We start from the raw sequence: 26,468 nt of genomic DNA on the forward strand, positions 1-26,468 counted from the left end.
AAAATACTACTTAATTCCATATAATTTTATAGGATTAATTAGGATTAGGCAATGAAATATCAGTAAAATCTAGTTACTGTTGAAAGTTGGGAATAAAAATGTTTACTAACAATGAGTTTAATCACCACGAAAATAAAACATTTATTTTTGTTGAAAATACTCTTTTCGTATCTGGAATAAGTACAATTTTAATACATCATAATCTGGACGCTAGAAAAATAGATTTCCATGAAATTAATACAAGCGATTTAAATGAAACATTTTTTATTTGTCATGTGAAAAATGAAGAGATGGAAATAAAATCTCAGCTTTTAAAGTTACGTGATAAGAACATTAATATCGTAATCATAAAAAATAACATAGATTATAAAGAAATAGAGTGTTTGATCGAAATTGGGGTAAATGGAATTTGCTTAACTGACATTGATGAACAATATTTACTTTATATTGTAAGACAAGTTCAAAATGGCCAATTCTTCTTAGATTCTCGATTAACAAATCTAATTATTCAAGAAAATAAACGACTTCTTGAGAATGGAAAGAAAAAGAAAGAACTAGATTATGAAGCTATGAATAATCTTTTGACGAAAAGAGAAATTGAAATTTTGCAACTTCTAGCTCAAGGATATTCCAATATTCAAATAGGATCTGAATTATTTATTTCGAGTAAAACAGTTAAAAATCATGTTTCAAATATAATCCAAAAACTACAAGTATCTGACAGATTAAATGCTGTTATTTTTGCAATGAAAAATAATTGGATTTCACTTGATTAAGTAAAAATAACACTAATCTTTACTTAAAAGGATTAGTGTTTGTATTTATTATTATTAAGGAAGTAGTGTGATATTGATTTCCACTACAGGGTACTCGCTTTCCATGGGGCGAGACCTGAGCCTCCTCGGCGCCGCCTGCGGAGTCTCAGCCTTCCCGCATATCCCATAGGAGTCGAGCACCCTTCCGTTCCAATGAATTGCCAATTGAAAAAATATAATCTTTAAAAAAATTAGGATAATTATTAAATATACATATTGAACTTCTAAAAACTAAATGTAATGATTACATTTAGTTTGTTGTGTATTTGAAAGATGAACTAAATAATTTCATCAACATAAATCCCTAAATAAAAACCCCAGAAATATCAATATAAATTACTAATAGATTAACAGCATCTATCAGTTTAATAAATAAAAACCACATAGTGCTCGCGCTTTTCAGTATTCACACCCATTTAATTCAACACTCTCACACTAAGCTTTTAAGTAAAAAAGATTAGTGTTTTTTTGAATTTTTTAAAGCGCTTTCAATAGTTAGGAGATAATTCCTTTTCGAATTAATTCACCAACAGCATGAGAGCGATTGTTAGCACCAAGTTTTTTAATAGCGGATTTCACATATTGTTTTACTGTAAGTTCACTAATATTCATGGAATCTGCCATCTCTTTTGTGCTTTCGCCCCAAGCAATGCGTTTCATTACCTCTAATTCTCTTTTACTTAAAATGATTGAATGATAAGCCCCAGTTGTATTTTCTAAAAATTTACCAATTAACTTACCATAGTATGTAAATGAAGAGAGTACTTTATCATCCATTTTAAGATCATCTTTAAATTCCGTTGAACAAATATAACCAACAACTACTGAACCGAAACAGATTGGCACAGCAATCATAGAGTTAACACTAGAAGGGAAGATATACTTACTACTCGTTTGTTTTAAGCATTCAATACCTGAACAAAACTTTGCTTTTCTCTCACAAATTGCTGAAAAAATGATTGGGAGCGAACGAATATCATCTCTTATCTCTCGTATATGTGATAATCCATCATTTGTAATCAAAATAATGCCTTCACCTAAAAATCCAAAAGGAGAATATCTAAATAAATAAGCATTTCGAACGGGAAAAAGATTCATATAAATATCAAGAATATTGTACATATGTTCTTCATGACTTGTACTAACTTCAAGCTTTCGAATATGTTCTTGAATGGTATAGTCAGAAACCACTTTATCACCTCCTTTTTAGGGGTATTATATATGCAAAATTAGGAATATTCTAATTATACTAAAAGTTATATCCTTTAGATAGGCTTTTTGAGAGATAGGATCTCGAAAGTAAATTAAAATCCAATCTGAAAGGAAGATGTAAATTGGCTAATTTAGATCCAAAAGCAAAAGCATATGTGGAGATGTTTAATCAAATGCCAGCAATTCACAAAATGGAACCGGAATCTGTAAGAGAAATGTTTGCAAATGCTCCACCGGTTGAAGTAGAACTTGCTCCATTAGCGAAAGTTGAAGATAAATTAATTCAAGTCGGACAAGATGAATCAATTAAAATCAGAATTTACACTCCTGAAGGTGAAGGTCCTTTACCAGTATTTGTGTATTACCATGGTGGCGGTTGGGTTATTGGTGATTTAGAAACATCAGATGCGAGTTGTAGAATGCTTGCTAACCGTACGAAAAGAATCGTTGTTTCAGTAGATTACCGACTTGCTCCAGAATACAAGTTTCCAATCCCATTTGAAGATTCGCTTGCTGCATTAAATTGGGTGAGTGAGCATGCTAAAGAATTTAATGGAAACGCTTCCAATATCGTTGTAGGCGGTGATAGTGCAGGAGGGAATCTTGCTGCGGTAATTTCACAAGCTGCCAAAGATCAAAACGGACCAAAAGTTGTGGCACAAGTGCTTGTTTATCCAGTTACCGCTTTAACTTATGATTCAAAATCTTATTTAGATTTCCAAGAAGGCTATGGACTTGATCGAGATTTAATGATTTGGTTTGGAAATCATTATATAAATTCCAAAGAAGATGCTAGGAATAAATATGTTTCACCACTTACAGCTGAAGATTTAACTAACTTACCTCCTGCACTTATAATTACTGCGGAAAATGATGTACTTCGAGATGAGGGAATTGAATATGGTAAACGTTTAAAAGATGCTGGAGTAAATGTAGAGATGCATTGTGAACAAGGACTTGTTCATGGATACTTTACAAATATGGCAGTGTTTCCTGAGCGAATTGAAGAGTCAATTTATCGAATTGATGAGTTTTTAAATAAAGTGGATCAAACAGTTTTAAATAAAAGGTAAATTTTAGTCTTTAAAAAAATGAAAATAAATCTATTTGTAGAAGGAGGAAATAAAATGAAAACTAAGATTCAACACTTTGATGCAATTGTAATTGGTGCTGGTTTTTCGGGGCTATATATGCTTCACCGCTTACGAGAGGATGGACTCTCAGTTCGTGTATTTGAAGCAGGTAAAGGTGTAGGAGGAACATGGTTTTGGAATCGTTATCCAGGCGCAAGATGTGATTCAGAAAGTGTTTACTATAATTATACATTTTCAGAAGAGTTATATAAGGAATGGACTTGGACGTCTAGGTATCCTGAGCAACCTGAAATTTTAAGATATTTAAATTTTGTGGCAGATAAATTCGATTTGCGTTCAGATATTCAATTTAATATAAGGGTTCAATCAGCTCATTATGATGAGAAAAATAATAGATGGACGATAAATTTAGATGATCATACGAATGTAACAGCTAAATATTTTATTACTGGTGTAGGTTGTTTATCAGCGGCAAATGTACCTAACTTCAAAGGAATTGAATCATTCAAAGGGGAATGGTACCATACAGGACACTGGCCAAGAAATAAGGTAGTTGATTTTAAAGGTAAACGTGTTGGAATTATTGGAACTGGTTCGAGCGGTGTACAAGCTATTCCAGTTATTGCAGAACAGGCGGGGCATCTGACTGTATTCCAACGTACACCTCAATATAGTGCACCAGCAAGAAACCATCTTTATGACCCGGAATATATACGAAAAACTAAAGCAAACTTTAAAGAAATTAAAAAACAAATGAGAGAATCGACTGGGGGCCAACCGGTTGTACCACCTACACAATCTGCCTTGGAGGTCAATCCAATAGAAAGAAACAAAATATATGAAGATAATTGGAAAAATGGTGGACTTGGACTTTTTGGAGCTTTCACTGATCTTACGATTGATGAAAGAGCAAATAAGACAGTTGCCGAATTTATTAGAACAAAAATTAGTGAAATTGTACATGATTCAGAAGTTGCCAAAAAATTAATGCCATACTATTACTATGGCACAAAACGTCCAATTATTGATACTAATTACTACGAAACATATAATCGTGAAAACGTATCTTTAGTTGATGTGAAGAACGATTCAATTGAATCAATTACACCTAATGGGTTGAAAACGATTAACAATGAATATGAATTAGATGTGATTGTATTTGCTACTGGGTATGATGGAATGACTGGTCCATTAATGAAGATCGATATTAAAGGAAAAGATGGAATTAGTTTAAAGGAAAAATGGGACGGAGGAGCACAAACGAGAACATATCTTGGAATTGCTAATGCTGGTTTCCCTAATATGTTTATGATTACTGGGCCTGAAAGTCCTTCAGTACTTAGCAACATGCCAGTTTCAATTGAGCAACACGTAGAATGGATCGCTGATTGTATTCAGTTCTTACGTACGAAAGAAATTGATGTTATTGAAGCCAATGTTGATGCAGAGAATGAATGGAGCCAACATTGTAGGGAAGTTGCAGAAGCAACACTATTTATAAAAACAGATTCATGGTACACCGGGGCAAATATTAAAGGAAAACCACGAGGATTTCAAATTTACCTTGGTGGTGTAGGAGCATATCGTAAAAAATGCGATGAAATAGCTACAAATGGATATGAAGGTTTTGTTTTAACTTCAAACGCAGTTCATTAATTAGAATACAACGCTAAAAAACACTTCTTTCTATGGAGAAGTGTTTTTCAATGTGTTGAAATAAATAAAATGTAGTAACTCATAGGTGGTTCATGAGTAAGTAAAAAACAAGAAGAACAAAAATGCTTCCTCATGAGGTGTTCATGAGGAAGTAAAAAAGCAAAAAGATGAAATATAATTACTCAAAGAGTTCATGAGTAAGTCAAAAAACAAAAAGATGAAAATAACTTACTCATAATTGGTTGGAGTATTAATAGAATAGAGCTCTCCAATTATTAAAATTCATTTAATGTAAGTTGAATTAATCCACAAATTCAGAGTAAAAATAGTATAATGATATGTATTTAAATTTCATTAATAGTATAAATATTCAATTTGCTATTTGTTAGAGTTAAAAAGGGGAGAGTTTGAATTTGTCTGCATCAAAAAAATCAATCTTTAAAGGGACTTCATTTACGAATTTTTGGGTCTCTCGAATGCTTACTTCGACTTCATTTCAGATGCTATCGGTAGCAATTGGATGGCAAATGTATGATTTGACACATGACGCGTTTAGTCTAGGTCTAGTAGGTTTAGCACAATTTATTCCAATGGTCTTACTTACTTTAGTAGTTGGTCAAGTTGCTGACAGAGTTGATCGTCGGAAAATTGTTTTCATATGTCAAATGATAGAAGCTTTAATTGCAGGACTTCTTTTATATGGTAATTTTGCTAATTGGCTTAGCAGAGAGGAAATATTAATTGCAGCTTTTATACTCGGTGCATGCCGATCGTTTGAAGGACCTGCTTCTTCGGCGTTATTACCTCAAGTTGTGCCAAAATCTATTTTACAACAAGCTATTTCTTGGAGTACATCTGCAGGTCAAACAGCACAAATACTTGGGCCATCTCTTGGTGGTGTATTATTTTCAGTAGGACCAGCATACGTATATGCAACGTCAGCAATTGCTTTGTTACTTTCATCAATCTTAACAATTTTTATAAAATTAGATAGTGAATTTATCCGTAAAGCAGAGCCAGTAACTTTACGTACAATGCTTATGGGGTTAGAATTTGTATATAAACACCCAATCATTTTAGGAACTATATCACTTGATTTGTTTGCCGTTTTACTTGGAGGAGCTACAGCACTTTTACCAATTTATGCGCAAGATATTTTACATACAGAAGCCTGGGGCTTAGGTCTAATGCGTACTGCACCAGCTGTTGGAGCATTAATAATGTCTCTATTTTTAGCTTATTTCCCACTTAAAAGATCATATGGTCCGATATTATTTGGAGCGTTAGGTATTTTTGGATTGGCAACAATGCTATTTGCAATTTCAACAAGCTTAGTCATTTCATTAATTGCATTATTTATCATCGGAGCTTCGGATGTAGTCAGCGTAGTAATACGTTCTTCGCTTGTTCAGTTACAGACACCAGATGATATGAGAGGCAGAGTAAATGCAGTAAATTCGCTATTTATTGGAACTTCAAATCAGCTCGGGGAATTTGAATCTGGAACGATGGCTGGATTACTTGGTGCCGTACCAGCTGCATTTGTAGGTGGACTTGGAACGATAGTAGTTGCTGGACTTTGGATGTATTTATTCCCTTCACTTAGAAGAATTAATTCACTTTCTGGAGACAAAACAGAAAAAGCAGGATAATTTGCTAAAGGAGAATTTATGGAAAATACTAAAAAAACCTTTGAAACGATTGATGAATATATTTTACAATTTCAGCCTGATGTTCAGGAAAAATTACAAGCTTTAAGAAAAACTGTAAAAGAAGTTGTACCAAATGCTGTAGAGAGAATTAGTTATCAAATGCCTACATTTGCGTTAAATAAAAATTTAGTACATTTTGCTGCATTTAAAAATCATATTGGATTTTACCCTGGAGCTAGTGGTATTGCAGCATTTAAACAAGAATTATCAGTTTATAAAGGTGCTAAAGGATCTGTACAATTTCCGATAAACGATCCACTTCCATTTGATCTGATAAAAAAGATTGTAAAGTATAGAGAAGTTGAGGATATTAAAAAAGCAGAAGAGAAATTAAAAAAGAAAAAATAAGGTTCGTGACCTCTGAGGCTAATTCTAGCTTTGGAGGTTTTTTAGTAAAAAGGACTGAACCTTTTGTTCAAAATTTTGTCATATAATTTTCGTTAAAACTTTACTTTATCCGTTATACTAAACTTGTATTTAGGTAGGAAAAACAATTAATAAATAATGAAGTTGATTTTTTTTAGTAAAACTTGTGAAAAATTTCACAAATTATACTTGGGGGACAATAGTGATGAAAAAAAAATTATTGATGATTGGTAATGGTATGGCAGGAGTTCGATGTATAGAAGAGATTTTAAAAAGAAATAAAGATTTATTTGAAATTACAATAATAGGTGATGAACCTTATCCAAACTATAACCGAATCATGTTATCAAATGTATTACAAGGAAAAACAACCATTGATGAAATCAATATTAATGATTGGAATTGGTATAGAGAGAATCAAATTACATTACTTACAAACGAAAAAGTGTCAAAAATATCTCCTACAGAAAAAAAAGTTGAAACAGATAAAGGAAATACGATTTCATATGATGAGCTTATTTTAGCTACCGGATCTAGTGCCTTTATACTACCTATACCGGGAAATGATCTACAAGGAGTAATCGGTTTCCGTACAATTCAAGATACTGAATTAATGATCGATTATGCAAAAAAATATAAAAAAGCTGTAGTAATTGGGGGAGGCCTATTAGGCTTAGAGGCAGCAAGAGGCTTAATTGATCGAGGAATGGAGGTTCATGTTGTCCATTTACTTCCTACATTAATGGAACAACAATTAGATGCAACTGCTGCGAAAATGCTAAAAAAAGATTTAGAAGCACAAGGTATGAATTTCTTAATGGAGAAACAAACGATTTCAATAAATGGAAAAAATCGTGTAGAAGGGATTAGTTTTTCGGATGGAACTTCATTAGATTGTGATTTAGTCGTAATGGCAGTAGGAATTAGACCTAATGTTTCTTTAGCAAAAGAAGCAGGGATCGATGCAAACCGTGCAATAGTTGTTAACGATTTTATGCAAACATCTGAACCTTCAATTTATGCAGTAGGTGAATGTGCCGAGCATAATGGAACTACTTATGGACTAGTAGCACCGCTGTACGAACAAGGGATTGTGCTTGCTGATCATATGACTGGTAATTCAACGAACGGATATAAAGGAAGCATTTTATCAACTCAGTTAAAAGTATCTGGTTGTGATTTATTCTCTGGTGGATTAATCCATGAAGAAGAAGATATGCAGGCGATCATTGTAAATGACCAATTTGCTGGACTATACAAAAAAGTAATTGTGAAAGATGAAAAAGTTGTTGGAGTAGTTTTATATGGTGACGCATCGGATGGAAATCGATTATTCAACATGTTGAAAAATGAAACAAATATAAGAGAATACACAAGTGCTTCTATTCTCCATAAATCAGGTGAGGACTCTGGTGAAGATTTTGTTCTTTCAATGAGTGCAAATGATACAGTTTGTGGATGTAATGGAGTCACGAAAGGTACAATTGTTCAATCAATTTTAGAACAAGAACTTACTACGTTTGAGGATGTGAAAAGTTGCACAAAGGCTGGAGCATCATGTGGAAAATGTAAAGGAATGGTTGAAAGTATTTTAGCAGCTACTTTAGGTGATACATTTGATCCTAATGCTGCAAAGCCTGGTATGTGTGGATGTACAACATTATCTCGTGATGAAGTTATAAATGAAATCAAAGAAAAAGGATTACAAACTCCTAGAGAGGTTCGTATTGTATTAGGTTTTGAAAATGAAGAAGGATGTTCAAAATGTCGTCCAGCTCTAAATTATTATTTAAGAATGATGTATCCAAATGATTATCAGGATGATAAATCATCACGCTTCGTTAATGAAAGAATGGAAGGAAATATTCAAAAAGATGGGTCATTCTCAATCGTACCACGAATGTATGGGGGAGTAACGACTGGTGATGAATTAATTAAACTTGGTGAAGTAGCAAATAAATTCAATGTACCTTTAGTAAAAGTTACCGGTGCGAGCCGTGTTGGTTTATATGGTGTTAAAAAAGAAGATGTACCAAAAGTTTGGGAAGAATTAGGAATGCGTTCAGGATATGCTTACTCTAAGTCTCTTAGAAATGTTAAATCATGCGTCGGTAATCGATTTTGCAGATTTGGAACACAAGATTCATTAGGACTAGGGATCCAATTAGAAAAAGCAATCGAAATGGTTGATACTCCACATAAGATGAAAATGGGTGTTACGGGATGTCCTCGAAATTGCGCCGAGGTGCTTACTAAGGATTTTGGAGTAATTTGTGTGGAAAATGGCTTCCAGCTTTACTTTGGCGGTAATGGTGGAACAGAAGTTCGAGAATGTGATTTATTAACTGCTGTAACTACAGAAGAAGAAGTAGTTCACATGGCAAAAGCTTATGTTCAACACTATCGTGAAACGGGTGTTTACGGGGAACGTACTGCTCCATGGGTTGAGCGAACTGGGGTTGAAAAGATTAAAGAAGTATTGTTAAACAAGGAACAAGAAAATGCTTTAGTAGAGAAATTTGATCAAGCAAAATTAACATATGAAGAAGCATGGGGCCAAGCGCTTACTAATCAATTAGAACTATATGAGGTTATTAGAAAGTAATTGCAAACATGAGAGGAGCAAAAAAATGATCACGACACCGGAGAAGTTAAAAATTATTGATCTAGCTTCTTTACCCATCCAAATTGGAAAGGAAGTAGAAATTAAAGGGGAATCAATCGCATTATTCCGTTTATCAAATGAAGACGTTCGTGCAATCGAAAGTATTTGTCCAGGGACAAATGGACCACTTGCTGAAGGGATTGTTTCAGGTGAATATGTGTTCTGTCCTTTACGAGATTGGAAAATTTCTTTAATATCTGGCGAAGTTCAAAAACCAGATGATGGCAAAGTAAAAACATATAAAACCGATGTAATCGACGGTTATGTTTATATTACGGTGTGACGTATGACAAAAAAATCTGGATTTATTTCATTTGTAGGTGCAGGACCTGGGGATCTAGGATTAATAACTGAAAAAGGATTGAAATGTATTCGAGAAGCTGAAGTCATTTTATATGATCGACTTGCTAATCCAAGGCTACTTCGTGAAGCGAATGAAAATTGTGAATTCATTTATTGTGGGAAGCTCCCTAACAGACATATTATGCGTCAAGAAATGATTAATCAAACTTTAGTAACATTCGCCCTAGATGGGAAATATGTCGTTAGATTAAAAGGCGGAGATCCATCCGTTTTCGGACGAGTAGGTGAAGAAGCAGAAGAAGCTTCAAAACATGATATATCTTTTGAAATTATTCCAGGAATTACATCTAGCATTGCTGCAGCAGCATATGCTGGAATCCCAGTTACACATAGAGAATATAGTACAAGTTTTACCTTAAGAACAGGGCATAAATGTATGGAAAATGAAGATCTTATTGAATCGAATTGTTCTGATCAGTTAGGAGATACACTTGCTTATTATATGGGGGTAAGTAATCTACCTAAAATATGTACGCACCTAATAAAGAATGGTAAATCCAAGGATACTCCAGTAGCTGTTATTCAGTGGGGAACAATTGGAAAACAAAGAGTTGTTGAAGGAACAATCGATTCAATCGTATCAATTATTGAGAAAGAAGAAATTACAAATCCTGCAATGACAATTATTGGAGATGTTGTTAAATTACGCTCAAAGATATCTTGGTTTGAAAAGAAAAAATATTTTGGTCGGAAAATTTTATTAGCTAAAGGAACTGCATCAGTAGAAAAGAACGGATTAGAAACTTATTTATCAGAAAACGGTGCTGAAGTTTACGCTTTTCCTACTCTTAAATCAGTGCAACTTCCAATTCAGCATAATCAGGTAGTGGATGCACTAAGCCAAGAAAGAATCGTCTTTTGTTCACCAGAAAGCGTGAAATTATTTTTTACTAAAATGTTTAAATCAAAATTCGATGTTCGTAAACTTCCTAATAGAATCGAGTATATATCGCCGAAAACTAGCAAGGAACTTGAGAAGTATGGAATTTTAGCTAAGAAGGAAAGTGGCGATAAGAACAACACAGTATTTGTAGGATCGGTAGACAAATATACGAAATTACCATCAAGCTCACAATTTATAGCGACACATGAAAATATTGCAGATTCACGATTTGATGTAATAAATCAAAGATTGCTTGAAGAAACAAAATGGGAATCAATTATTTTTCCAAATCAATCATCAGTTGATTGGTTTATAAAAGAGATAAAGAAAACGAAAGAAAGTCATTTAATGAATTTACCATTTGCATATATTGGTGAAACGGTTAAGGAATATGCAATACAATGCGGATTTACTAAAATTGACGAAGAATTACAAAAGGAATTAATGCTTGGTGATTGGAAGTGAAATCATGTTTGATGCTGTAGTATATATTGGACACGGAAGTCGCAAGCAAGAAGGTAATGAGCAATTTATACACTTTATTCAATCCGTAATCAAAGAGATTCCTATTCAAAATCAAGAGTATGCATTTTTAGAATTAGTTGCTCCAACAATTCAACAATCTTTGGAAAAAATTATTGTAGAAGGTGCGAGAAATATTTTAGTTGTACCAGTATTATTATTTGCAGCTGGTCACTATAAACGCGATATTCCAGACGAATTGAATGTTGTTTTAAAACGCTTTCCACATGTAAATATAATGACAACTGAGCCATTTGGTATTCATGAAAAAATGATTCAACTTGTTCAGAAACGTGTACAGGCTGCATGTGGAACTAGCAATTCTGCAATTATATTAGTAGGTCGTGGAAGTAGCGATCCTGAGCCGATCGAAATGCTTAAACAAATCGGAAATGCTGTTGAGTCGCGAATTAATGTTCCTGTTCGCACAGCTTTTTTAACTGCGGGTAATCCAAGGTTAGAAGATACCATTAATAATATGAGGAAAGGATTTCAAAGTATTTATCTAATGCCATATTTATTATTTACAGGATTACTTCTTGAAAAGATTAAGAGACGAATTTCCATAGAAAATGAAAAATTTTATCTTTGTGGGAATTTACAATTTGATGAGCTCATGAGTCAAGCTCTTATAGAACGTATTCAAGAAAAGGTTAAAATCTAAATATAGGGTGATCAATATGAAAGAAGTTATAAATTCAATTGGGAATGTAGCTATATCGAAGACAAACCAAATCAAAGCAAGTAAATCAAGATATATGGTCCCTACAATGATGGCAGGATTTTTTGTAGGATTGGGTATCATTTTAATCTTTACAATCGGTGGATTGCTCGCACCTACTGGTTTTGCTGGTACGAAAATTATTATGGGTGTTTCATTTGGAATTGCCTTAAGTTTAGTCATTATGGCAGGAGCGGATTTATTTACTGGAAATAATATGATTATGTCTATTGGTATGTTAGATAAAAAGGATTATCGATTTCCTTATTAATTAAACACCCAGAAACAGTAACACTAACTGGAATGATTTCAAATCTTGTACCGGTTACACTTGGAAATATTATTGGCGGTAGTTTATTTGTTGGGGCAGCTTACTGGGTTTCTAGTTCGGAAGCAAAAAATAAAAAACATTCAAACGTTCAAATTAATGAAAATAAAATTGCATCTTAATTTACTTTGAAAAAAATAAAAAGAAAAAAGAAACAACCTGAGCTCATAAACTAGGTTGTTTCTTTTTTAATAAATAAAGAGAAATCCTCTTTTTTATTCCTCTTTTGTTGTTAAATCAACAAGAATAACGATACTTATGACACATACTAGAATTAATGAAAATGTAAATACGAACAAATTAATTCACTCCTACCAAGTTTTGAAACCTTCCGAGCCAGTCGGATGATGTTGATGCATCATATGTGATAAAGGAATTGTATAAGCAATTGCAATTAATACAATGGAAACGCCAATCCATAGCCACCAATTTTCCAATATACGAGGTGTGTTTTCAGTATTACTTTCGGCAACTGGGAATTCAACTGTTTCTTCTTTCGAATTCGGAGTTGGTAAAGTGAATAACGCTTGTAGGACAATAAAAATTAATAATAAAGCAGATAAAAACAAAATTGATCCACCAACAGCAACTGTTACATGATTTGTGAATATACCAGAAAACCACTTAGCTGCTGCAGGATGACCCATATAATCAGTATATGAAGTTCGTCTAGGAGCACCATATATTCCGAGAATATGCATCGTAGTCGACATTAAAAACATACCGATAGCCCATGTGAAAATCTGTATAAACGCTAATTTTTGGAATGATTTTGTAAGTTTTTTTCCTGTTAAATAAGGAATAAGCCAAAAGGTTAATCCGAAAAATGTCATTGCAACAGGTGTGCCAACTGTAATATGGAAATGTCCAACAATCCAAAGTGTATTATGAACGATTTCATCTAATTGATAGCTTGCATTGATGATTCCACCTGCACCACCTGGCGCGAAAAATAACATGGCAATGAATAGTGATGTAAACCGAACATCCTTCCAAGGTAATTTAAAAATCCATCCAAATAAACCTTTCGCACCTTTTTTTCTTCCAGAAATCTCAAACACAGCAAACATAGAGAAAGCTGTCATTAATGATGGTATTATTACCATAAAAGTTAATACAGTCTGTAAGAATTTCCAAAAGGTTGAAATACCGGGTTCTTGAAGTTGATGATGAAAACCGACTGGTATAGAGAACAAAAGAAATAAAATAAAAGCGAGTCTTGCAAGAGAATCACTAAATACTTCTCCACCAACTATTTTTGGCATAATTGCATACCAGCCTATATAAGCAGGGAGTAGCCAAAAATAAACAAGTGGGTGACCGAAAAACCAAAAAAGCGATCGACTTAATTCCACATTGATTGTGTCCACCCATCCAAATGACCACGGAATGAATTGAAATAGAACAGTCGCAGCCACACCTAGACTAGCAATTACCCATAATACGATTGTTGCTACAGTCATAAAAGAAATTAGAGGACTGATTTTACCTTTATTATTCTTTTTCCAAGCTACATAATGTCCAACTAATGCAAATCCACTGATCCATGTACCAACTACAAAAAGTGCTAAGGCAACATAAAACCAAGCGTTAGCCTGTAAAGGGGCATAGAATGTATACAAAACAGAAGCTTGTCCGGATAAAATCTCTAACACAGCTAGTATTGTTCCGATTGTCATTACAATAAAACCTAACCAAATAAATGTCTGAACTTTAGCTCCAAAATCACCTAGTGTTTTACTCATTCCTGTAATTAAGAAACCAAATATAAAATATGTAGTAAAGACAAGCGCAAGCAGAACTCCATGAGCAGTTAGAATTTGATAGTAATCAAGCCACTTTGGAAGTTCAAGTGCATTATTTCGCACAAAAACCTGCATAAGCCCAGTAAATGTACCGATTAAAAACGCAGTATATGCCACTACAATATGTGTTAAAGCTAGTTTGCGATCTGGTCTTCCTATCATTTCATTCATTATTTCACCGCCTCGATAGTTGTTTGCATAAATGAATGACCTGTTCCACAATATTCATTACATAAAATCAAATAATTTCCTGGCTTTTTAAACGAATACTCTTTCGTATTAATTTGACCTGGAACAGCCATCATATTGACATTTGTATTAACGATTGAAAAACTGTGAGTCACATCCGTACTAGTCAAAACAAATCGCACCTTCTTACCAACTGGTACCTTTAATTTGCTCGGTGCATATGCAAATGTTTTTGCTAGTATTACGACTTCGTATGTACCATCATCTTTTTGATACACACCTGGATGATTAAATGGTGCAGTTTTTTCAACGGTTTGAGGATTTACCGTGTTCATCCCGCCTGCTGGCTGAAGATGTGAACGAAAGGCTGTAATACCGATAATTACTAGAAAAACAATTAATGAAATCATTCCAAATGTTAACCATATTTTTTCAAATTTATGTAGATGCATGAACATCCTCCTTACTAGCGATGTAAATAAAAAGCATAGAAGCTAAACCATAAAATTAAAATGAAAACTCCAAGTACAAGGACACTGATGAAAGTTCCGTTTAAATTATGATCTTGTTCTCTCTCTGTTTTTTTTGAAGACAATTTAATCCCTCCATTTTCAAAATTCAAGGTATTAACTAAAAGTTAGTTTGCTTTTTTCCAATTATTTCTATTCATGGAAAATGAAAACAAAATATGTAAAAAGCATTTAGGGAATCTAGTTTAAAGTATTTTTGGTAAAATATAGTAACAATAAGGGGGCGTTATAATGGGATATATAGAAGATTTAAGGAGTATTGTTGGACATAGACCTTTAATATTTGTAGGCTCAGTTACAATCATCATTGACCAATCTGGTAGATTATTATTACAACTTAGAAAGTTTCCAAATGGATATTGGGGAATACCAGGTGGACTGATGGAGTTAGGGGAATCTACTGAAGATGTAGCCAAGAGAGAAGTTTTTGAAGAAACGGGACTTATTGTAGATCGATTGAATTTAATAAATGTCTATTCAGGACCACAAAACTTCGTTAAAGCTGAAAACGGAGATGAATTTTTCGTCGTTACAGTTGCTTATTATACAGAAGAATATAAAGGGAAGTTAAGTGTTAATGATTCGGAATCGATTAAATTTGAGTACTTTTATCCAAATGAACTACCAAATAATATTGTTAAAAGTCACAAGGTTATATTAAATGAATTTTTAACAAAATTTTACCCGAAATTGGGGTATGAATGATCGAACGTCAAAAAGCTAGTAAAACAAGAACGGTGAATTCAAATTATATTCGGTTAGTAGATATAAAGTATTAAAATAGGTCCTTGATGGTTCCTATTTTTATTTGATGAAATATTCATAGTTTAATAGGAATCGATTAAAAAAAAATAGAATTAATGATTAAGTTGAATTGAAAAGTATGGGGGTGGGGTAATTGGCTAAAACTGTCTATTGCGATCGGTGTTTAAAGGAAATAAGGATTAGAGGGGATCTCGTTACTGCTACGATGTTTTTTCAAGTCGTTCCTTATCATGAAGATTGCTACGCAAAAGATTTAAAGGGTGTTAAAACACTTTTTTTAAACAATCAGCCCATTAATGGTTTCTCTGGGAACTTTCTAACATTTTTAGCATTTGCAATTTGTATTGTGTCATTTTTTATTGATGACCATTCGATGATCTATTTGTCAATTTTAGCGCTGATCGCAATAATGTATAGACTATATTCATTCTTTATTTTTGAAAGACATTTAGAGAAGTAGAATGATTGGTCGAAGGTGAAAACGCTATTCGAACTATTGGATGAGTATAGATTGTTAAATTTCGGTGGGGAGTTTTTTTAGAAATAAAATAAAAAACTCTGAGAGACAGAGTTTTTTTCATTTTATTTACCAAAATTTCCAGCAAATTGCATTACAACTGCTTTAACTTCTTCAAGTTTATCAGGCTTTAATAAAGTAATCATCTTAGGAACAAATTGTTGAACTTCTTCTAATGAAAAAGTACCTTCATCTTGTTTTCTGAAGTTTTCTAAAAGAATTTCTCTTGCTTCATCTTCTTTACCTTCTTGAACTCTTTGTAAAATGAAATTTAAAAACATTTCTTGACCTTGCTTGTCCATTCTTGTTGCCTCCTAAAAATAATTTATACAACCATAAGGTGTTATTTAAATTATAACACCTTATGGTTGTATGTCAATTTTATTTTTCAGTGAATCATTCTTCGTTATTTATTAGCGATATTATAAAAATTTATTATCTATTTTTGAAGATTAATCATATTACCGGCCTTATGTTATTTAAATGGATATTAATTAATTGAAAAATGCTATAATTTTTTATGGAAGATGATGGAATATAGGTCAAATAGGAGACTTAAAGATTTTAATTAATAGAAAAGTATATAAAAAAGGTGGTAATCGCAATTAATAAGAAAAAAATAGCCGTATCTTTTAGTGGTAAAGATTCGACTTTGGCATTGCATGATCTTTTGCATTCAGATGAATTTGAAGTAGTAGTACTAATCGCATCAGTAACTGAAGGATTTAATCGTACGAGCATTCATGGAGTTAGGGTTGAATTATTAGAGGCCCAAGCAATTTCAATCGGTCTACCATTAAAGATAATTTGGATTCCAGAAAATTGTTCAAATCAAAAATATCAAGAAATTATGACAAAGGTTAATTTAGAGCTAAAGGAACAAGGGATTGAATATATTGCATTTGGAGATTTATTTCTTGAAGACGTACGAAAGTATCGAGAGGAAATGCTTAAACCATTAGGAATTAATCCAATTTTTCCTTTATGGGGTGAAGGTACGACAAATGTGATAGAACGCTTTATTTCCTTAGGATATAAAACGATTATTACATGTGTTGATTTAACTAGATTATCAGAAGAATTTTCTGGTAAAGAAATAGATTATCATTTAATCAGCGAACTTCCAAAAGAGGTTGATCCTTGCGGTGAGAATGGAGAATACCATTCATTTGTATTTGATGGTCCTATTTTTAATCATCCAATTCAGTTTGGTATTGGAGAAAAGAAGTTAACCGCAGATATTTATACAGGAGAAACTAGATTCTGTTATACAGATTTAGTTCTTGAATGAAGTTTATAACATTGAGAATGTTGAATTATATATGAAATAGACTGTTCATTTGAAACAGTCTATTTTAGGGTTTTAATTACGAACTTTATATCAATTTGAAATGTTCAATCTTGCAGATTTTTCAAATTTGGTCCCCAAGGCGGCTCTGCCCCTGTATCCATCGTAATATTTTGTTTCGTTAATCCGACTTGCTTTGCATAATCATTTAACATTTCAAATACGGTTAAACGATGATAAGAACCATTGGTAAATCGTGGTTCATTTCTTCTTTTTGGATCCACAATCAACAGTGACACCGAATCTTTAGCAGTATGGTCATTGAATTCATTGATTGGTACACTAAAGTCGATCTGTTCATTATATCCGTTTGCTACAGTAATGATAGTAACCTCTCCCATTTGCTTCTTCTGAAAAAGAGGATTCTTATTTACAATTACATTTAATTTTGCAATTCCTTTTGAATTTGTTAATTCAGTACCTAAAACTTTACCTAATGAATTGATTACAATAACCCTAGCGCCTTTAATAGGTTGACCAGTTTCACTTGAGGAGTCAGCTGTAGGACCTACCTGAACTGTAAGTGTTGCAGAAACTCCATTCAACTTTTCTGATAGCGCTAACTGGGAAGAGCTAAAAAAAATGAAAGTGCTCATTATAGTAGTAATACAAATTTTTTTCATCTATTTACCCCAAACCTTGTGTAATCTTTTTTCGTTTAGTTTGAGTTGAATTATTCAAAACTATACTTTAAAAAATATTCGAAGTCATATAACTTTAAAAGATAATTGTTATATTTATTGCTGGGAGAAATTATGAATATTTATGTTCAATTAATTGGAACAGTGATTTTACTCGCATTGAGTGCAAATGCTTTTTACGTAACCTTTAAGAAATACGAAGATGATGACGATTATACTTTGGGTGTAAGTACACTCGAATTTTATGAAATAATCTTAGGTGCTATAGAATTTATCTCTAGTAGATTATTTCCGAAAAGATATCATATCGTAATTTCTAAAATAATTTCATTTATATTTGGGCTAATTATGTTGGGGTTTTCAATATTACTTTGGCTAATTTGAGCAATATTAGTCCGATTTCGTCCAGTAATATAAAAAATGAATAGGTAAAAAATAATAGATTTGTAGCATCATAATATAATAAGTGGATTAGTTAAGTAGAAGGATCGATATTTTGTCGATCCTTTTTTATTTTCCGAAAAGTATAAAAATAAACAATAAAATTGAAAGAGGCAAAATTATTTTTTTTGATAAATCCCGCGATTCCCCCTAATAAAATAACGAGGATATCCCCTTAATTTCTTCAAAGTTTTTGAATCGAATCACAATTTTACTTAATCATAATTAGCATTAGTACAATTTCAAACTTTTTATTTTCAAGTAGATTTTTATTTTGAAATCATAAAAATAGACAGAATTTCCCCAATTTACTAGTTTAGAATCCGGAACTACAATTATAATAGTTTGATATTTCGGGAAATTAACAAACTATTTTTTTATTTTCATTTTACACCATCTAGAATTAGTGTATTAATTGTGAAGTTTAGCCAGCGGGAGAGTTCTTCACATTTTTACAAATAAAAGAATTAACTTCAAAGTTAAGAAAAGGAAAGGACGTAAAAAAAGAATGGACAAGAATATGAAAAAGAATTCGTTCAAAAAAGCATCTACCATTGTACTTGGGAAACTTTGACGGCGTTATCGACGCGAAAGATCTTGCATATGTAGAAAGTAACTACATGATACAGAATCAGATCGTTAAAAACGTTCCAAAGCCTGTGAAGAAATATAAAGGTAAAACGATTGAAGATATTAAGAAAGATTTAGGTTTATAAAAACAAAGAACCGGCAGCGATCTAAATGGATGCTGTCGGTTTTATACATTTATAAAAGATTTGAATGCAAATAAGTTGGTTAGTAAATTGTTTATATTTATTGATGAGGCTTTTAACAAGGAAGTAATAAAAAAATGTCGAAAAATTATAAATAGAATAATAGATAAAAAGGGAGCAATCAAATGATAACAAACTTATACTTAGTAAGACATGCGCATTCAAACTATACTTCTGATGAATTGGGCCGACCGTTATCTAAAAAAGGATTAACTGACGCAAAGATCGTTACTGAACTATTATTAAACGAAGAAATCGATTACGTTGTTTCAAGTCCATATAAACGGGCAATTCAAACAATTGAAGAGGTCGCCAAATCATTAAATTTAGAAATTATGATTGAAGAAAATTTTAAAGAGCGACTTCTATCATTAGAGCCTGTAGAGGATTTTGAAAATGTAATAAGCGAAGTTTGGAAAGACTTTAACCAATCATGGAATGGTGGAGAGTCAAATAATACTGCTCAAAAAAGAGGAATAGAAGCAATAAATAATCTATTAAAAAATTATTCTGGTAAAAACATTGCTATTGGTACACATGGTAATATGATGGTACTAATTATGAATTTTTTTGATAAAAAATACGATTTTAATTTTTGGAATGGCCTTGCTATGCCAGACATTTATAAATTAACCTTTGAAGGTGAAGCGTTAATTGAAGTAAATAGAATATGGAGTTAATGAAACAGTCCATTCGCGAAGATGGAAAAATAGGATTTTCTAAATAAAAGGAATTTCAATTTCGAAATTTCTTTTTTATTATCTTCTAATACATGTTGTATTTGAATAAGGTGAGAGGAATTGACTATTTAATTATTGATGGAATTTACAGAATCATAGAATAAGAGATGGTATAATATTTCTAAGTTATTTCCACTTAATGGTTATTGGAAATAACTGAATGAAAAGTAGATTTGTTTAGAAAAATACAAGTGAGGACACAAATGATCGAATTTAATGGAAAACACAATAATGGAAAAATACTACTTGATTATGTTGATACAAATGTCATTACACAGTTAAAAACAATCTTGGATACTGAATGCTTTGCAAATTCAAATATAGTTGTTATGCCAGACTGCCATATATCTAGTGGAGGCGTCATGGTAGGTTTTACGATGACATTGAATGACTTTATAATTCCTTCGATCGTCGGTGTAGATATTGGATGTGGAGTTAGTGCATACCATCTAGGGCGAATGAAATCAGTTAAGAGTGAAAAACTTGATAAGTTCATCCGAAAAAATATCCCAATTGGTTCAAATATTCATGAGGAACCAGTGATCGAACCGGTAGAGATTGCTGAAGCGATTGAGAGACTTAATCTTAACTACATGTATGTGATGAACAGTATTGCAACGCTAGGTTCCGGAAATCATTTTATCGAAATTGATAAAGATGAGAATAACCACTTTTGGCTTGTAATCCACACGGGTTCAAGAAATTTTGGATTTGAAATAGCAAAACATCATATGAATGTCGCTAAAGAAAATATGAAACAATTATTCGGAGAAAATTATAAAGGATACGAATATTTATCTAAACAGGAAGACAAAGATGCATATTTAAGAGATCTATCAATTGCTCAACATTTCGCTTCGCTAAATAGAGAAACGATTGCTAAAATCATCATTGAAAAGTATTTTAAACTCGATTTTGAATCAATTAAAAAAATTGAATCGGTACATAATTATATCGACCTTCAAAACAATATTCTTAGAAAAGGCGCAATATCAGCTAGTGAGGGGGAAGAGATAATCATCCCATTTAATATGGCATATGGTTGTGTTGTAGGAAAAGGTAAAAGTTCAGGAGACTACAATTATTCAGCACCACACGGGGCAGGACGAATTATGAGTCGAACAGACGCTGCTTATAAAGTCGACTTAGATGTTTATCAAAAAGCAATGAAGGGTGTATATACAACTTCTGTTAATAAACATACAGTCGATGAATCACCAATGGTATATAAAAAACCTAAATTAATATTAGAAAATATTACTGAACAGATTGAGATCGATTTCTTTATGAAACCGGTTTACAATCTAAAAGCTGATAAATGACCTCTCTATTAAGAGAGGTTTTTTAAACTCGATTATTCCAATCTATAAAACTTATATTTTAGTGATTGAAGAATGAAAAATGAATCTAAACTTTGGCTATAATCAAGTACTTTTAATTAAACTGTCATAACCTAACCCGTTTTCAATACAGAGGGATGAGTATGAATAAGAATAACAAAGCATCTCATTGTGCGTTACCAAGAGCAAAAAGGTTTGTTAATGAAATAAAGGATAAATTTCTTTAATATCCTAAAGGAATCATGAGAATTATAAAAGGAAATATTCTCCACTTAAGTTCTTTCTCCCCATTATGAGTATACAATTATATTAATTGTCTTATATTGACACCTATTCTTTTACATAATGGGGGATTACTATGCTGAATAAGTTTAAAAGGTTCTTAGTAGTACTTCTCATTTTTGTTTTATATCTTGGAATATCGTTGTTAGTTGGAAATTTTCTTTGGAGTTTAATCGTTAACTCGATTATATAAGTGGATCAAATAATAAAGGGATTTTTTAATTCCCCTTAGAATATAACTCTTAAAGGAGAGTGGAATAAATTTGGTGAAAATTTGTTTTATTATTGGTGCAATATTTATACTCATTTCTGGAATACTCATAGGTGCATTTCAAACTCCAGAACAACAAAGAGTTGTGAAAGATGATTTTTTTAAGTTAGGGCACTTAAATAAGGATCTATTCTCCATATGGTCAGGAGTTATTGGTATTTTTTTTATTTGTATCGGTGGCCTAGTATACTATATTAATTAATTTTTTTATGACTAAATGCAATCATAACTCAAATAGTTTAATAGCTTTTATCATAATCGACATTTTTGTCGATTTTTTTTATTGTGATTATTTCAAAGTAGGTCAATATGATTATTAGTAGGGGCATAAATTAAATGAAGTAGAAATTATATTGTTGGGACAATTATTAGGAGGTGCGAAATTGAAGATCGTTTTTTTTAGAAATCTCAATAAAATTGAAACGTATGCCGCAAATAGAAAACAAATAAAGTTGAATCTTCCTAGTAAAGAAGAGGCCAGTGTTATATTTGGCCTAACAAGAAAGTTTGAATTTGATAATCGTTGTGCAAGACCGCCACAAATCAGCGGAACTGTTGTAGCATCGGTTACTTGTAATAGAGATAAGGATATTAGAATTTATTTCTATCCAATCTCCCAAACTATTTATCCAGAGAAGGCAAAATCTCAATTTCATAATGAAGTATTGCCTAAACTTAAGAAATGGATTGATCATCAAGTGTCAAAACCAGAAACTGCAGTTTTAGGAATTGAAGAATTTATTATTGAATGGAATGGAAAAAATCATATATTCCACCAAATTAAATTTTTATAAACAGTTTTAAAAGACGGTAAAGTTTATATACCGTCTTTTTTTATTTTATGTACATATAATCCTTCTAGAAAAAACTTATCCATCGTAATTAAATTAAGTTTTTTAAGTTTTTTTATGGAAATACTTAAAATAATTATATATAATATCTTTAGAATTCAAACTTAAGGAAATACATAAAGGGGCTTAAAACCATGTATCAAGAACAAAGATTAGCTTTGATCATAAAGTATTTGGCTTCTAATAGTGAGATTACTTTAGAAGAAATATGTGAAATGCTTAGCGTTTCAAAGGATACAGCAAGAAGAGATCTTGTCAAACTTGAAGAACGCGGGGAAATTATGAGAATAAAGGGTGGAGCAACACTTCCAACCTCTAATCCAAATTTAATCGATTATAAAGAACGAAATACAACTGAAGACAAGGAGAAAATTGCTCAAAGAGCCGCATTACTTATTCGTGAAACTAGTGATCTATTGATTGATACTTCATCAACTTGTGCACTCATGTCTAAATTTATGTCCACTAAACAAGTGAATGTGATTACAAATTCAATTGATATAGTTGATTTATTAGGTGAGTATGAAGAAATTCAAACCTTTATGCTACCAGGAAAATTTAATCGGAAAAATAGAAATTTAGTTGGCCCTAGAACAATTGAAACACTTAATGACTACAAAGTTGATCAGCTATTTCTTGGTGCTTGTGGAATTAGCGCAAGAGGAATAACTTCACCTGATGAAGAGGAAGCGTTTTTAAAGAAAAAAATGATCAGTTGTGCAAAACAAGTTGTATTATTGGCAGATCATACAAAGTTTGAAAAAGTTTTTCTGCACAAGGTATGTGATATTAAGGGGATAGACATCATTATTACAGACAAAGATCCAGATGAAGAATTTAAAAGAAAAATAATCGAATACAATATTCATTTAATTAGTTTAGAAGAAGAGGAAAGAGAGAGGATTCCAGATGAAAAAAATTAAGGTTGGTTTAGTTGGATATGGTTTTTCGGGAGCTACGTTCCACGCACCATTCATTAGTGTATTAGAAGAATTTGAATTGATAAAAGTTGTTAGTTCGAAAAAGGAAGAAGTCCAAAGAGATTTAGGAGATGTAGAGGTAGTAAGTAGTTTAGATGAGGTTCTAAAAGATGAATTGATTGACTTAGTTGTCATTACTACGCCAAGTGGTATGCATTATGAAATGGCAAAACAAAGTTTAGAAGCTGGTAAACATGTCATTTTAGAAAAACCGATGGTAGTGGAGACATGGGAAGCAGAAGAGCTAATTAAGATTGCTGAAGAAAAGAATCGAGTTCTAAGCGTTTATCATAACAGAAGATGGGATAACGACTTTTTAACAGTTAAAAAGTTAATAAATGAAGATGTATTAGGAGAAATCAATACTTATCAAGTTCATTTTGACCGTTATAGACCAGAAGTAAGAAATCGATGGAGAGAAAAGCAAGGTCCTGGTTCTGGCATGTTATATGATTTAGGTTCACATTTAATTGATCAAGCTTTAAGCCTTTTTGGACAGCCTCAATCCATTTTTGCGGATGTATTTGCACAAAGAGAAAATGCAGAAACAGATGATTATTTCCATATTATTTTAGGATATGACAAACTACGTGTAATCTTACATTCTGGTTCCATCATCCCAAGTAACGGACCGCGTTTTCAAGTTCATGGAAACAAAGGGAGCTTTATTAAGTATGGAATAGATGGACAAGAAGCTGCACTAAAAGAAGGTAAAAAACCTACTGAACAAACATGGGGAACAGATGAACCACAATTCTATGGAAAGCTCTATTCTATTGACGGAGAAAAAGAAGTGGAAGAAACGATTGAAACAATACCAGGCTCGTATACAACTTATTACAAGAAAATTGCTGAAAGTATTTTAAATGGTTCAAATGCTCCCGTTACAGGTGTAGAAGGCTTATCTGTTATTAAAATCATTGAAGCTGCACTTAAAAGTAGTGAAGAAAAGAAAATAATCGATCTATAATTAATTGGAGGTTGTATGGAAGAGCTAACTATTCAACAAAAGCTTGAAGAGGTAAGAAATCAAGAAGAAAATCTAATCTTTAAAAGTTTTTCAAATAAAGATGCTTTAGAAATTGGATTGTTAATTATTGAAGCAGCTAAAAGATTTGATAAACCAGTTGCAATAAATATTATGAAAAATGGTCAAAGCATTTTCCATTATGCAATGGATCATACATCGCCAGACCAAGATTTATGGATCAAGCGAAAATCTAATATTGTTCTCCGTCATTATTGCAGCTCTTATTATATGAGACTTTACAACGAGATGAAAAATAGATCATATAATGAATTTTACTCAGCCAGTCCGTATGAGTTTGCTGCACACGGTGGGGCATTTCCTATTAAAATTGAAGGATCAGGCGTAATTGGTGTCATTACTGTTTCTGGCTTAGCTCAAGAGGATGATCATAATTTGATTGTGGAAGCATTAGGCAAATTCCTAAATAAAAGGATTTAATTTTAAAGGAGTCGAAATTTCGGCTCCTTTTTTAAATGAGTCACAATCAACACAATTTGGTATGGTTTCATTTCCTTGAAATAAAGGGATTCAATGACTTCACATCGAATATTAAAGAGCAATTCTACAAACGCAATTTAATTATGAAAAAATCAATACATAAGTTGGGTAAACAGTGAAAATTAGAGAAATCAAAGTAGAGGATGCAGAAAGTTTTGAAAAACTAATAATAGAAGTTGAAAACCAAGCAGATTTCATGCTTTATGGAGCAGAGGAAAGGAATTTAGCAACTGAAAAACAGGAAGTTATTGAAAAATCCCCAAATTCGACGATATTTGTTGCGGAAGAGACTTCTGGAATGTTAGTCGGTTATGCGTTTGCAATTGGGAGTTCGGCAAAAAGGAAAAAACATTGCGTCTATCTTGTCATTGGAATTTTAGAAGAATATACAGGTAGGGGAATAGGAACAAAATTATTTCAAGCATTAGAGGAATGGGCAATTAATCATAATATATTCAGATTGGAACTACCTGTTGTAAAGCAGAATGAAGCAGGAGTAGGTTTATATAATAAGATGGGTTATGAAATCGAAGGAACAAAAAGAAATTCCTTAATAATAGATGGTAATGGCTTTGATGAGTATTATATGGCTAAGGTATTATCATTACTTCTAAATGACTGAATGTTTAGATATTTATCTAGATTGCAATGGTAAACTATTAATATTGAACTAAAAATACGAAAGAGGGGAGGAGTAGAAAATGAAAAAGGCAATTGGAGCAATTTATATTCTTGTAGCACTATTTATGTTTTTTTTACTACCTATTGTTGATAATCTATGTAAAGCGATATCTAATGTTAGTCCTATTGCTAACCATTTTTTAGAATATAATGGAGCGCTAATATGGGTTCCAATTATTACTTTAATAATTGGTATATCCTGTATATTTGGTACTCAAATCATGAAGTGGTTTAAATCATTTGATATTTCTAATAATCCATAAAGCAAGATAAAGTCTATAAAAATACCATACTTATTTAAAATTGTCTTTAATTTACATACAGAATGTAAAAAGTTTTGAATCACATAAGAATAACGGTCGAAATATACTAGTCACGATTGGCTAGTTATCTTATTATTTTCTTGGGAATTGTTGGAGGTATTGCTGGATGGAGATTGAATTTGTTTC

At 32.2% G+C, this 26,468-nt stretch carries 31 protein-coding genes; 25 read left to right on the top strand and 6 right to left on the bottom strand.

The window, feature by feature from the left end:
* Positions 1 to 98: 98 nt before the first annotated feature.
* Positions 99 to 776, top strand: coding sequence for a response regulator transcription factor (locus tag ACFVR2_RS06500; RefSeq protein WP_387359950.1), 678 nt, complete (start codon positions 99 to 101; stop codon positions 774 to 776).
* A 534-nt stretch (positions 777 to 1,310) separates the two neighbouring features.
* Here ACFVR2_RS06500 and ACFVR2_RS06505 read toward each other — a convergent pair.
* Positions 1,311 to 2,006 (bottom strand): response regulator transcription factor, encoded by a 696-nt coding sequence (locus ACFVR2_RS06505; protein WP_387359952.1) that lies wholly within the window; start codon positions 2,004 to 2,006, stop codon positions 1,311 to 1,313.
* A gap of 143 nt (positions 2,007 to 2,149) precedes the next feature.
* On the opposite strand from ACFVR2_RS06505, the gene ACFVR2_RS06510 reads away from it, so the two are divergent.
* The 10 genes from ACFVR2_RS06510 to ACFVR2_RS06555 all read left to right on the top strand — a co-directional run bounded on the left by ACFVR2_RS06510 (position 2,150) and on the right by ACFVR2_RS06555 (position 12,459).
* Positions 2,150 to 3,100: an alpha/beta hydrolase gene (locus ACFVR2_RS06510; RefSeq protein ID WP_387359954.1), complete on the top strand. Its 951-nt coding sequence runs from the start codon at positions 2,150 to 2,152 to the stop codon at positions 3,098 to 3,100.
* 54 nt (positions 3,101 to 3,154) lie between these two features.
* Positions 3,155 to 4,777, top strand: coding sequence for a flavin-containing monooxygenase (locus ACFVR2_RS06515; protein WP_387359956.1), 1,623 nt, complete (start codon positions 3,155 to 3,157; stop codon positions 4,775 to 4,777).
* Between the two features lie 413 nt (positions 4,778 to 5,190).
* Complete coding sequence (locus ACFVR2_RS06520) at positions 5,191 to 6,429, top strand: MFS transporter (protein ID WP_387359958.1); 1,239 nt, start codon at positions 5,191 to 5,193, stop codon at positions 6,427 to 6,429.
* 18 nt (positions 6,430 to 6,447) lie between these two features.
* Positions 6,448 to 6,837: an iron chaperone gene (locus ACFVR2_RS06525; RefSeq protein ID WP_387359960.1), complete on the top strand. Its 390-nt coding sequence runs from the start codon at positions 6,448 to 6,450 to the stop codon at positions 6,835 to 6,837.
* Between the two features lie 223 nt (positions 6,838 to 7,060).
* Positions 7,061 to 9,460 (top strand): nitrite reductase large subunit NirB, encoded by a 2,400-nt coding sequence (nirB, locus tag ACFVR2_RS06530; RefSeq protein WP_387359962.1) that lies wholly within the window; start codon positions 7,061 to 7,063, stop codon positions 9,458 to 9,460.
* Positions 9,461 to 9,485: 25 nt separating this feature from the next.
* Positions 9,486 to 9,803, top strand: a complete 318-nt coding sequence (gene nirD / locus ACFVR2_RS06535; RefSeq protein ID WP_387359964.1) for a nitrite reductase small subunit NirD — start codon at positions 9,486 to 9,488, stop codon at positions 9,801 to 9,803.
* Between the two features lie 3 nt (positions 9,804 to 9,806).
* On the top strand, positions 9,807 to 11,231 hold the full coding sequence (gene cobA / locus ACFVR2_RS06540; RefSeq protein WP_387359966.1) for a uroporphyrinogen-III C-methyltransferase: 1,425 nt from the start codon (positions 9,807 to 9,809) through the stop codon (positions 11,229 to 11,231).
* A 4-nt stretch (positions 11,232 to 11,235) separates the two neighbouring features.
* Positions 11,236 to 11,952: a sirohydrochlorin chelatase gene (locus ACFVR2_RS06545; RefSeq protein ID WP_387359967.1), complete on the top strand. Its 717-nt coding sequence runs from the start codon at positions 11,236 to 11,238 to the stop codon at positions 11,950 to 11,952.
* 16 nt (positions 11,953 to 11,968) lie between these two features.
* A complete protein-coding gene (locus ACFVR2_RS06550; RefSeq protein ID WP_387359968.1) occupies positions 11,969 to 12,280 on the top strand; it encodes a formate/nitrite transporter family protein in 312 nt (103 codons plus the stop codon).
* 32 nt (positions 12,281 to 12,312) lie between these two features.
* Positions 12,313 to 12,459 (top strand): hypothetical protein, encoded by a 147-nt coding sequence (locus ACFVR2_RS06555; RefSeq protein ID WP_387359970.1) that lies wholly within the window; start codon positions 12,313 to 12,315, stop codon positions 12,457 to 12,459.
* Between the two features lie 189 nt (positions 12,460 to 12,648).
* On the opposite strand, the gene ACFVR2_RS06560 is transcribed toward ACFVR2_RS06555, so the two are convergent.
* Genes ACFVR2_RS06560 through ACFVR2_RS06570 form a run of 3 tightly spaced genes read right to left on the bottom strand, consistent with a single transcriptional unit; the run spans position 12,649 to position 14,926 of the window.
* Positions 12,649 to 14,304: a b(o/a)3-type cytochrome-c oxidase subunit 1 gene (locus ACFVR2_RS06560; protein ID WP_387360465.1), complete on the bottom strand. Its 1,656-nt coding sequence runs from the start codon at positions 14,302 to 14,304 to the stop codon at positions 12,649 to 12,651.
* 8 nt (positions 14,305 to 14,312) lie between these two features.
* Positions 14,313 to 14,783: a cytochrome c oxidase subunit II gene (locus ACFVR2_RS06565; RefSeq protein WP_387359972.1), complete on the bottom strand. Its 471-nt coding sequence runs from the start codon at positions 14,781 to 14,783 to the stop codon at positions 14,313 to 14,315.
* A gap of 14 nt (positions 14,784 to 14,797) precedes the next feature.
* Positions 14,798 to 14,926: a cytochrome c oxidase subunit 2A gene (locus tag ACFVR2_RS06570; RefSeq protein ID WP_387359974.1), complete on the bottom strand. Its 129-nt coding sequence runs from the start codon at positions 14,924 to 14,926 to the stop codon at positions 14,798 to 14,800.
* A gap of 166 nt (positions 14,927 to 15,092) precedes the next feature.
* Between ACFVR2_RS06570 and ACFVR2_RS06575 the strand changes: the two genes are divergently transcribed.
* The gene (locus tag ACFVR2_RS06575; RefSeq protein WP_387359976.1) at positions 15,093 to 15,566 is read left to right on the top strand and encodes an NUDIX hydrolase; all 474 of its coding nucleotides are present in this window, start codon (positions 15,093 to 15,095) and stop codon (positions 15,564 to 15,566) included.
* 193 nt (positions 15,567 to 15,759) lie between these two features.
* On the top strand, positions 15,760 to 16,086 hold the full coding sequence (locus tag ACFVR2_RS06580) for a hypothetical protein (protein WP_387359978.1): 327 nt from the start codon (positions 15,760 to 15,762) through the stop codon (positions 16,084 to 16,086).
* A gap of 122 nt (positions 16,087 to 16,208) precedes the next feature.
* Here the strand turns inward: ACFVR2_RS06580 and ACFVR2_RS06585 are convergent, their stop codons facing one another.
* Positions 16,209 to 16,445 carry a hypothetical protein gene (locus ACFVR2_RS06585; protein WP_069032177.1) on the bottom strand — a complete coding sequence of 79 codons (237 nt, stop codon included), beginning with the start codon at positions 16,443 to 16,445 and terminating at the stop codon, positions 16,209 to 16,211.
* 290 nt (positions 16,446 to 16,735) lie between these two features.
* Here ACFVR2_RS06585 and ACFVR2_RS06590 point away from each other — a divergent pair, with 290 nt between their 5' ends.
* Entirely contained in the window at positions 16,736 to 17,434 is a 699-nt protein-coding gene (locus ACFVR2_RS06590; protein ID WP_387359980.1) for a Dph6-related ATP pyrophosphatase, read from the top strand.
* 104 nt (positions 17,435 to 17,538) lie between these two features.
* Here ACFVR2_RS06590 and ACFVR2_RS06595 read toward each other — a convergent pair whose 3' ends face one another.
* Complete coding sequence (locus ACFVR2_RS06595; protein ID WP_387359982.1) at positions 17,539 to 18,114, bottom strand: hypothetical protein; 576 nt, start codon at positions 18,112 to 18,114, stop codon at positions 17,539 to 17,541.
* Between the two features lie 132 nt (positions 18,115 to 18,246).
* Between ACFVR2_RS06595 and ACFVR2_RS06600 the strand changes: the two genes are divergently transcribed.
* The 11 genes from ACFVR2_RS06600 (at position 18,247) to ACFVR2_RS06650 (ending at position 26,282) form a co-directional block, all read left to right on the top strand.
* Positions 18,247 to 18,516 (top strand): hypothetical protein, encoded by a 270-nt coding sequence (locus ACFVR2_RS06600; protein WP_387359984.1) that lies wholly within the window; start codon positions 18,247 to 18,249, stop codon positions 18,514 to 18,516.
* 611 nt (positions 18,517 to 19,127) lie between these two features.
* Entirely contained in the window at positions 19,128 to 19,289 is a 162-nt protein-coding gene (locus ACFVR2_RS06605; protein ID WP_387359986.1) for a hypothetical protein, read from the top strand.
* 185 nt (positions 19,290 to 19,474) lie between these two features.
* Positions 19,475 to 20,026 (top strand): histidine phosphatase family protein, encoded by a 552-nt coding sequence (locus tag ACFVR2_RS06610; RefSeq protein WP_387360467.1) that lies wholly within the window; start codon positions 19,475 to 19,477, stop codon positions 20,024 to 20,026.
* A gap of 263 nt (positions 20,027 to 20,289) precedes the next feature.
* Positions 20,290 to 21,408, top strand: a complete 1,119-nt coding sequence (locus ACFVR2_RS06615; RefSeq protein WP_387359988.1) for an RtcB family protein — start codon at positions 20,290 to 20,292, stop codon at positions 21,406 to 21,408.
* A gap of 563 nt (positions 21,409 to 21,971) precedes the next feature.
* Positions 21,972 to 22,181: a hypothetical protein gene (locus ACFVR2_RS06620; RefSeq protein WP_387359990.1), complete on the top strand. Its 210-nt coding sequence runs from the start codon at positions 21,972 to 21,974 to the stop codon at positions 22,179 to 22,181.
* Positions 22,182 to 22,362: 181 nt separating this feature from the next.
* Positions 22,363 to 22,773, top strand: coding sequence for a hypothetical protein (locus ACFVR2_RS06625; RefSeq protein WP_387359992.1), 411 nt, complete (start codon positions 22,363 to 22,365; stop codon positions 22,771 to 22,773).
* Between the two features lie 191 nt (positions 22,774 to 22,964).
* Positions 22,965 to 23,753 carry a DeoR/GlpR family DNA-binding transcription regulator gene (locus ACFVR2_RS06630; RefSeq protein ID WP_387359995.1) on the top strand — a complete coding sequence of 263 codons (789 nt, stop codon included), beginning with the start codon at positions 22,965 to 22,967 and terminating at the stop codon, positions 23,751 to 23,753.
* The gene (locus ACFVR2_RS06635; RefSeq protein WP_387359997.1) at positions 23,740 to 24,780 is read left to right on the top strand and encodes an oxidoreductase; all 1,041 of its coding nucleotides are present in this window, start codon (positions 23,740 to 23,742) and stop codon (positions 24,778 to 24,780) included. Before ACFVR2_RS06630 ends, ACFVR2_RS06635 begins: the two co-directional genes overlap by 14 nt.
* A 15-nt stretch (positions 24,781 to 24,795) precedes the next feature.
* The gene (locus ACFVR2_RS06640) at positions 24,796 to 25,278 is read left to right on the top strand and encodes a heme-degrading domain-containing protein (protein ID WP_387359999.1); all 483 of its coding nucleotides are present in this window, start codon (positions 24,796 to 24,798) and stop codon (positions 25,276 to 25,278) included.
* A gap of 175 nt (positions 25,279 to 25,453) precedes the next feature.
* On the top strand, positions 25,454 to 25,960 hold the full coding sequence (locus ACFVR2_RS06645; RefSeq protein WP_387360001.1) for a GNAT family N-acetyltransferase: 507 nt from the start codon (positions 25,454 to 25,456) through the stop codon (positions 25,958 to 25,960).
* Between the two features lie 79 nt (positions 25,961 to 26,039).
* Positions 26,040 to 26,282, top strand: a complete 243-nt coding sequence (locus ACFVR2_RS06650; RefSeq protein ID WP_387360003.1) for a hypothetical protein — start codon at positions 26,040 to 26,042, stop codon at positions 26,280 to 26,282.
* The last annotated feature ends 186 nt before the right edge of the window (positions 26,283 to 26,468 follow it).

This window comes from Gottfriedia sp. NPDC057991, from assembly GCF_042886615.1.
Classification (GTDB): domain Bacteria; phylum Bacillota; class Bacilli; order Bacillales; family Bacillaceae_G; genus Gottfriedia.

Coding starts and splice junctions, on each gene's coding strand:
- ACFVR2_RS06500 (WP_387359950.1), top strand. CDS start 99: ATGTTTACTAACAATGAGTTTAATCACCACGAAAATAAAACATTTATT.
- ACFVR2_RS06515 (WP_387359956.1), top strand. CDS start 3,155: ATGAAAACTAAGATTCAACACTTTGATGCAATTGTAATTGGTGCTGGT.
- ACFVR2_RS06525 (WP_387359960.1), top strand. CDS start 6,448: ATGGAAAATACTAAAAAAACCTTTGAAACGATTGATGAATATATTTTA.
- nirB (WP_387359962.1), top strand. CDS start 7,061: ATGAAAAAAAAATTATTGATGATTGGTAATGGTATGGCAGGAGTTCGA.
- nirD (WP_387359964.1), top strand. CDS start 9,486: ATGATCACGACACCGGAGAAGTTAAAAATTATTGATCTAGCTTCTTTA.
- cobA (WP_387359966.1), top strand. CDS start 9,807: ATGACAAAAAAATCTGGATTTATTTCATTTGTAGGTGCAGGACCTGGG.
- ACFVR2_RS06545 (WP_387359967.1), top strand. CDS start 11,236: ATGTTTGATGCTGTAGTATATATTGGACACGGAAGTCGCAAGCAAGAA.
- ACFVR2_RS06550 (WP_387359968.1), top strand. CDS start 11,969: ATGAAAGAAGTTATAAATTCAATTGGGAATGTAGCTATATCGAAGACA.
- ACFVR2_RS06555 (WP_387359970.1), top strand. CDS start 12,313: ATGATTTCAAATCTTGTACCGGTTACACTTGGAAATATTATTGGCGGT.
- ACFVR2_RS06560 (WP_387360465.1), bottom strand. CDS start 14,304: ATGATAGGAAGACCAGATCGCAAACTAGCTTTAACACATATTGTAGTG.
- ACFVR2_RS06565 (WP_387359972.1), bottom strand. CDS start 14,783: ATGCATCTACATAAATTTGAAAAAATATGGTTAACATTTGGAATGATT.
- ACFVR2_RS06575 (WP_387359976.1), top strand. CDS start 15,093: ATGGGATATATAGAAGATTTAAGGAGTATTGTTGGACATAGACCTTTA.
- ACFVR2_RS06585 (WP_069032177.1), bottom strand. CDS start 16,445: ATGGACAAGCAAGGTCAAGAAATGTTTTTAAATTTCATTTTACAAAGA.
- ACFVR2_RS06595 (WP_387359982.1), bottom strand. CDS start 18,114: ATGAAAAAAATTTGTATTACTACTATAATGAGCACTTTCATTTTTTTT.
- ACFVR2_RS06600 (WP_387359984.1), top strand. CDS start 18,247: ATGAATATTTATGTTCAATTAATTGGAACAGTGATTTTACTCGCATTG.
- ACFVR2_RS06615 (WP_387359988.1), top strand. CDS start 20,290: ATGATCGAATTTAATGGAAAACACAATAATGGAAAAATACTACTTGAT.
- ACFVR2_RS06630 (WP_387359995.1), top strand. CDS start 22,965: ATGTATCAAGAACAAAGATTAGCTTTGATCATAAAGTATTTGGCTTCT.
- ACFVR2_RS06635 (WP_387359997.1), top strand. CDS start 23,740: ATGAAAAAAATTAAGGTTGGTTTAGTTGGATATGGTTTTTCGGGAGCT.
- ACFVR2_RS06640 (WP_387359999.1), top strand. CDS start 24,796: ATGGAAGAGCTAACTATTCAACAAAAGCTTGAAGAGGTAAGAAATCAA.
- ACFVR2_RS06650 (WP_387360003.1), top strand. CDS start 26,040: ATGAAAAAGGCAATTGGAGCAATTTATATTCTTGTAGCACTATTTATG.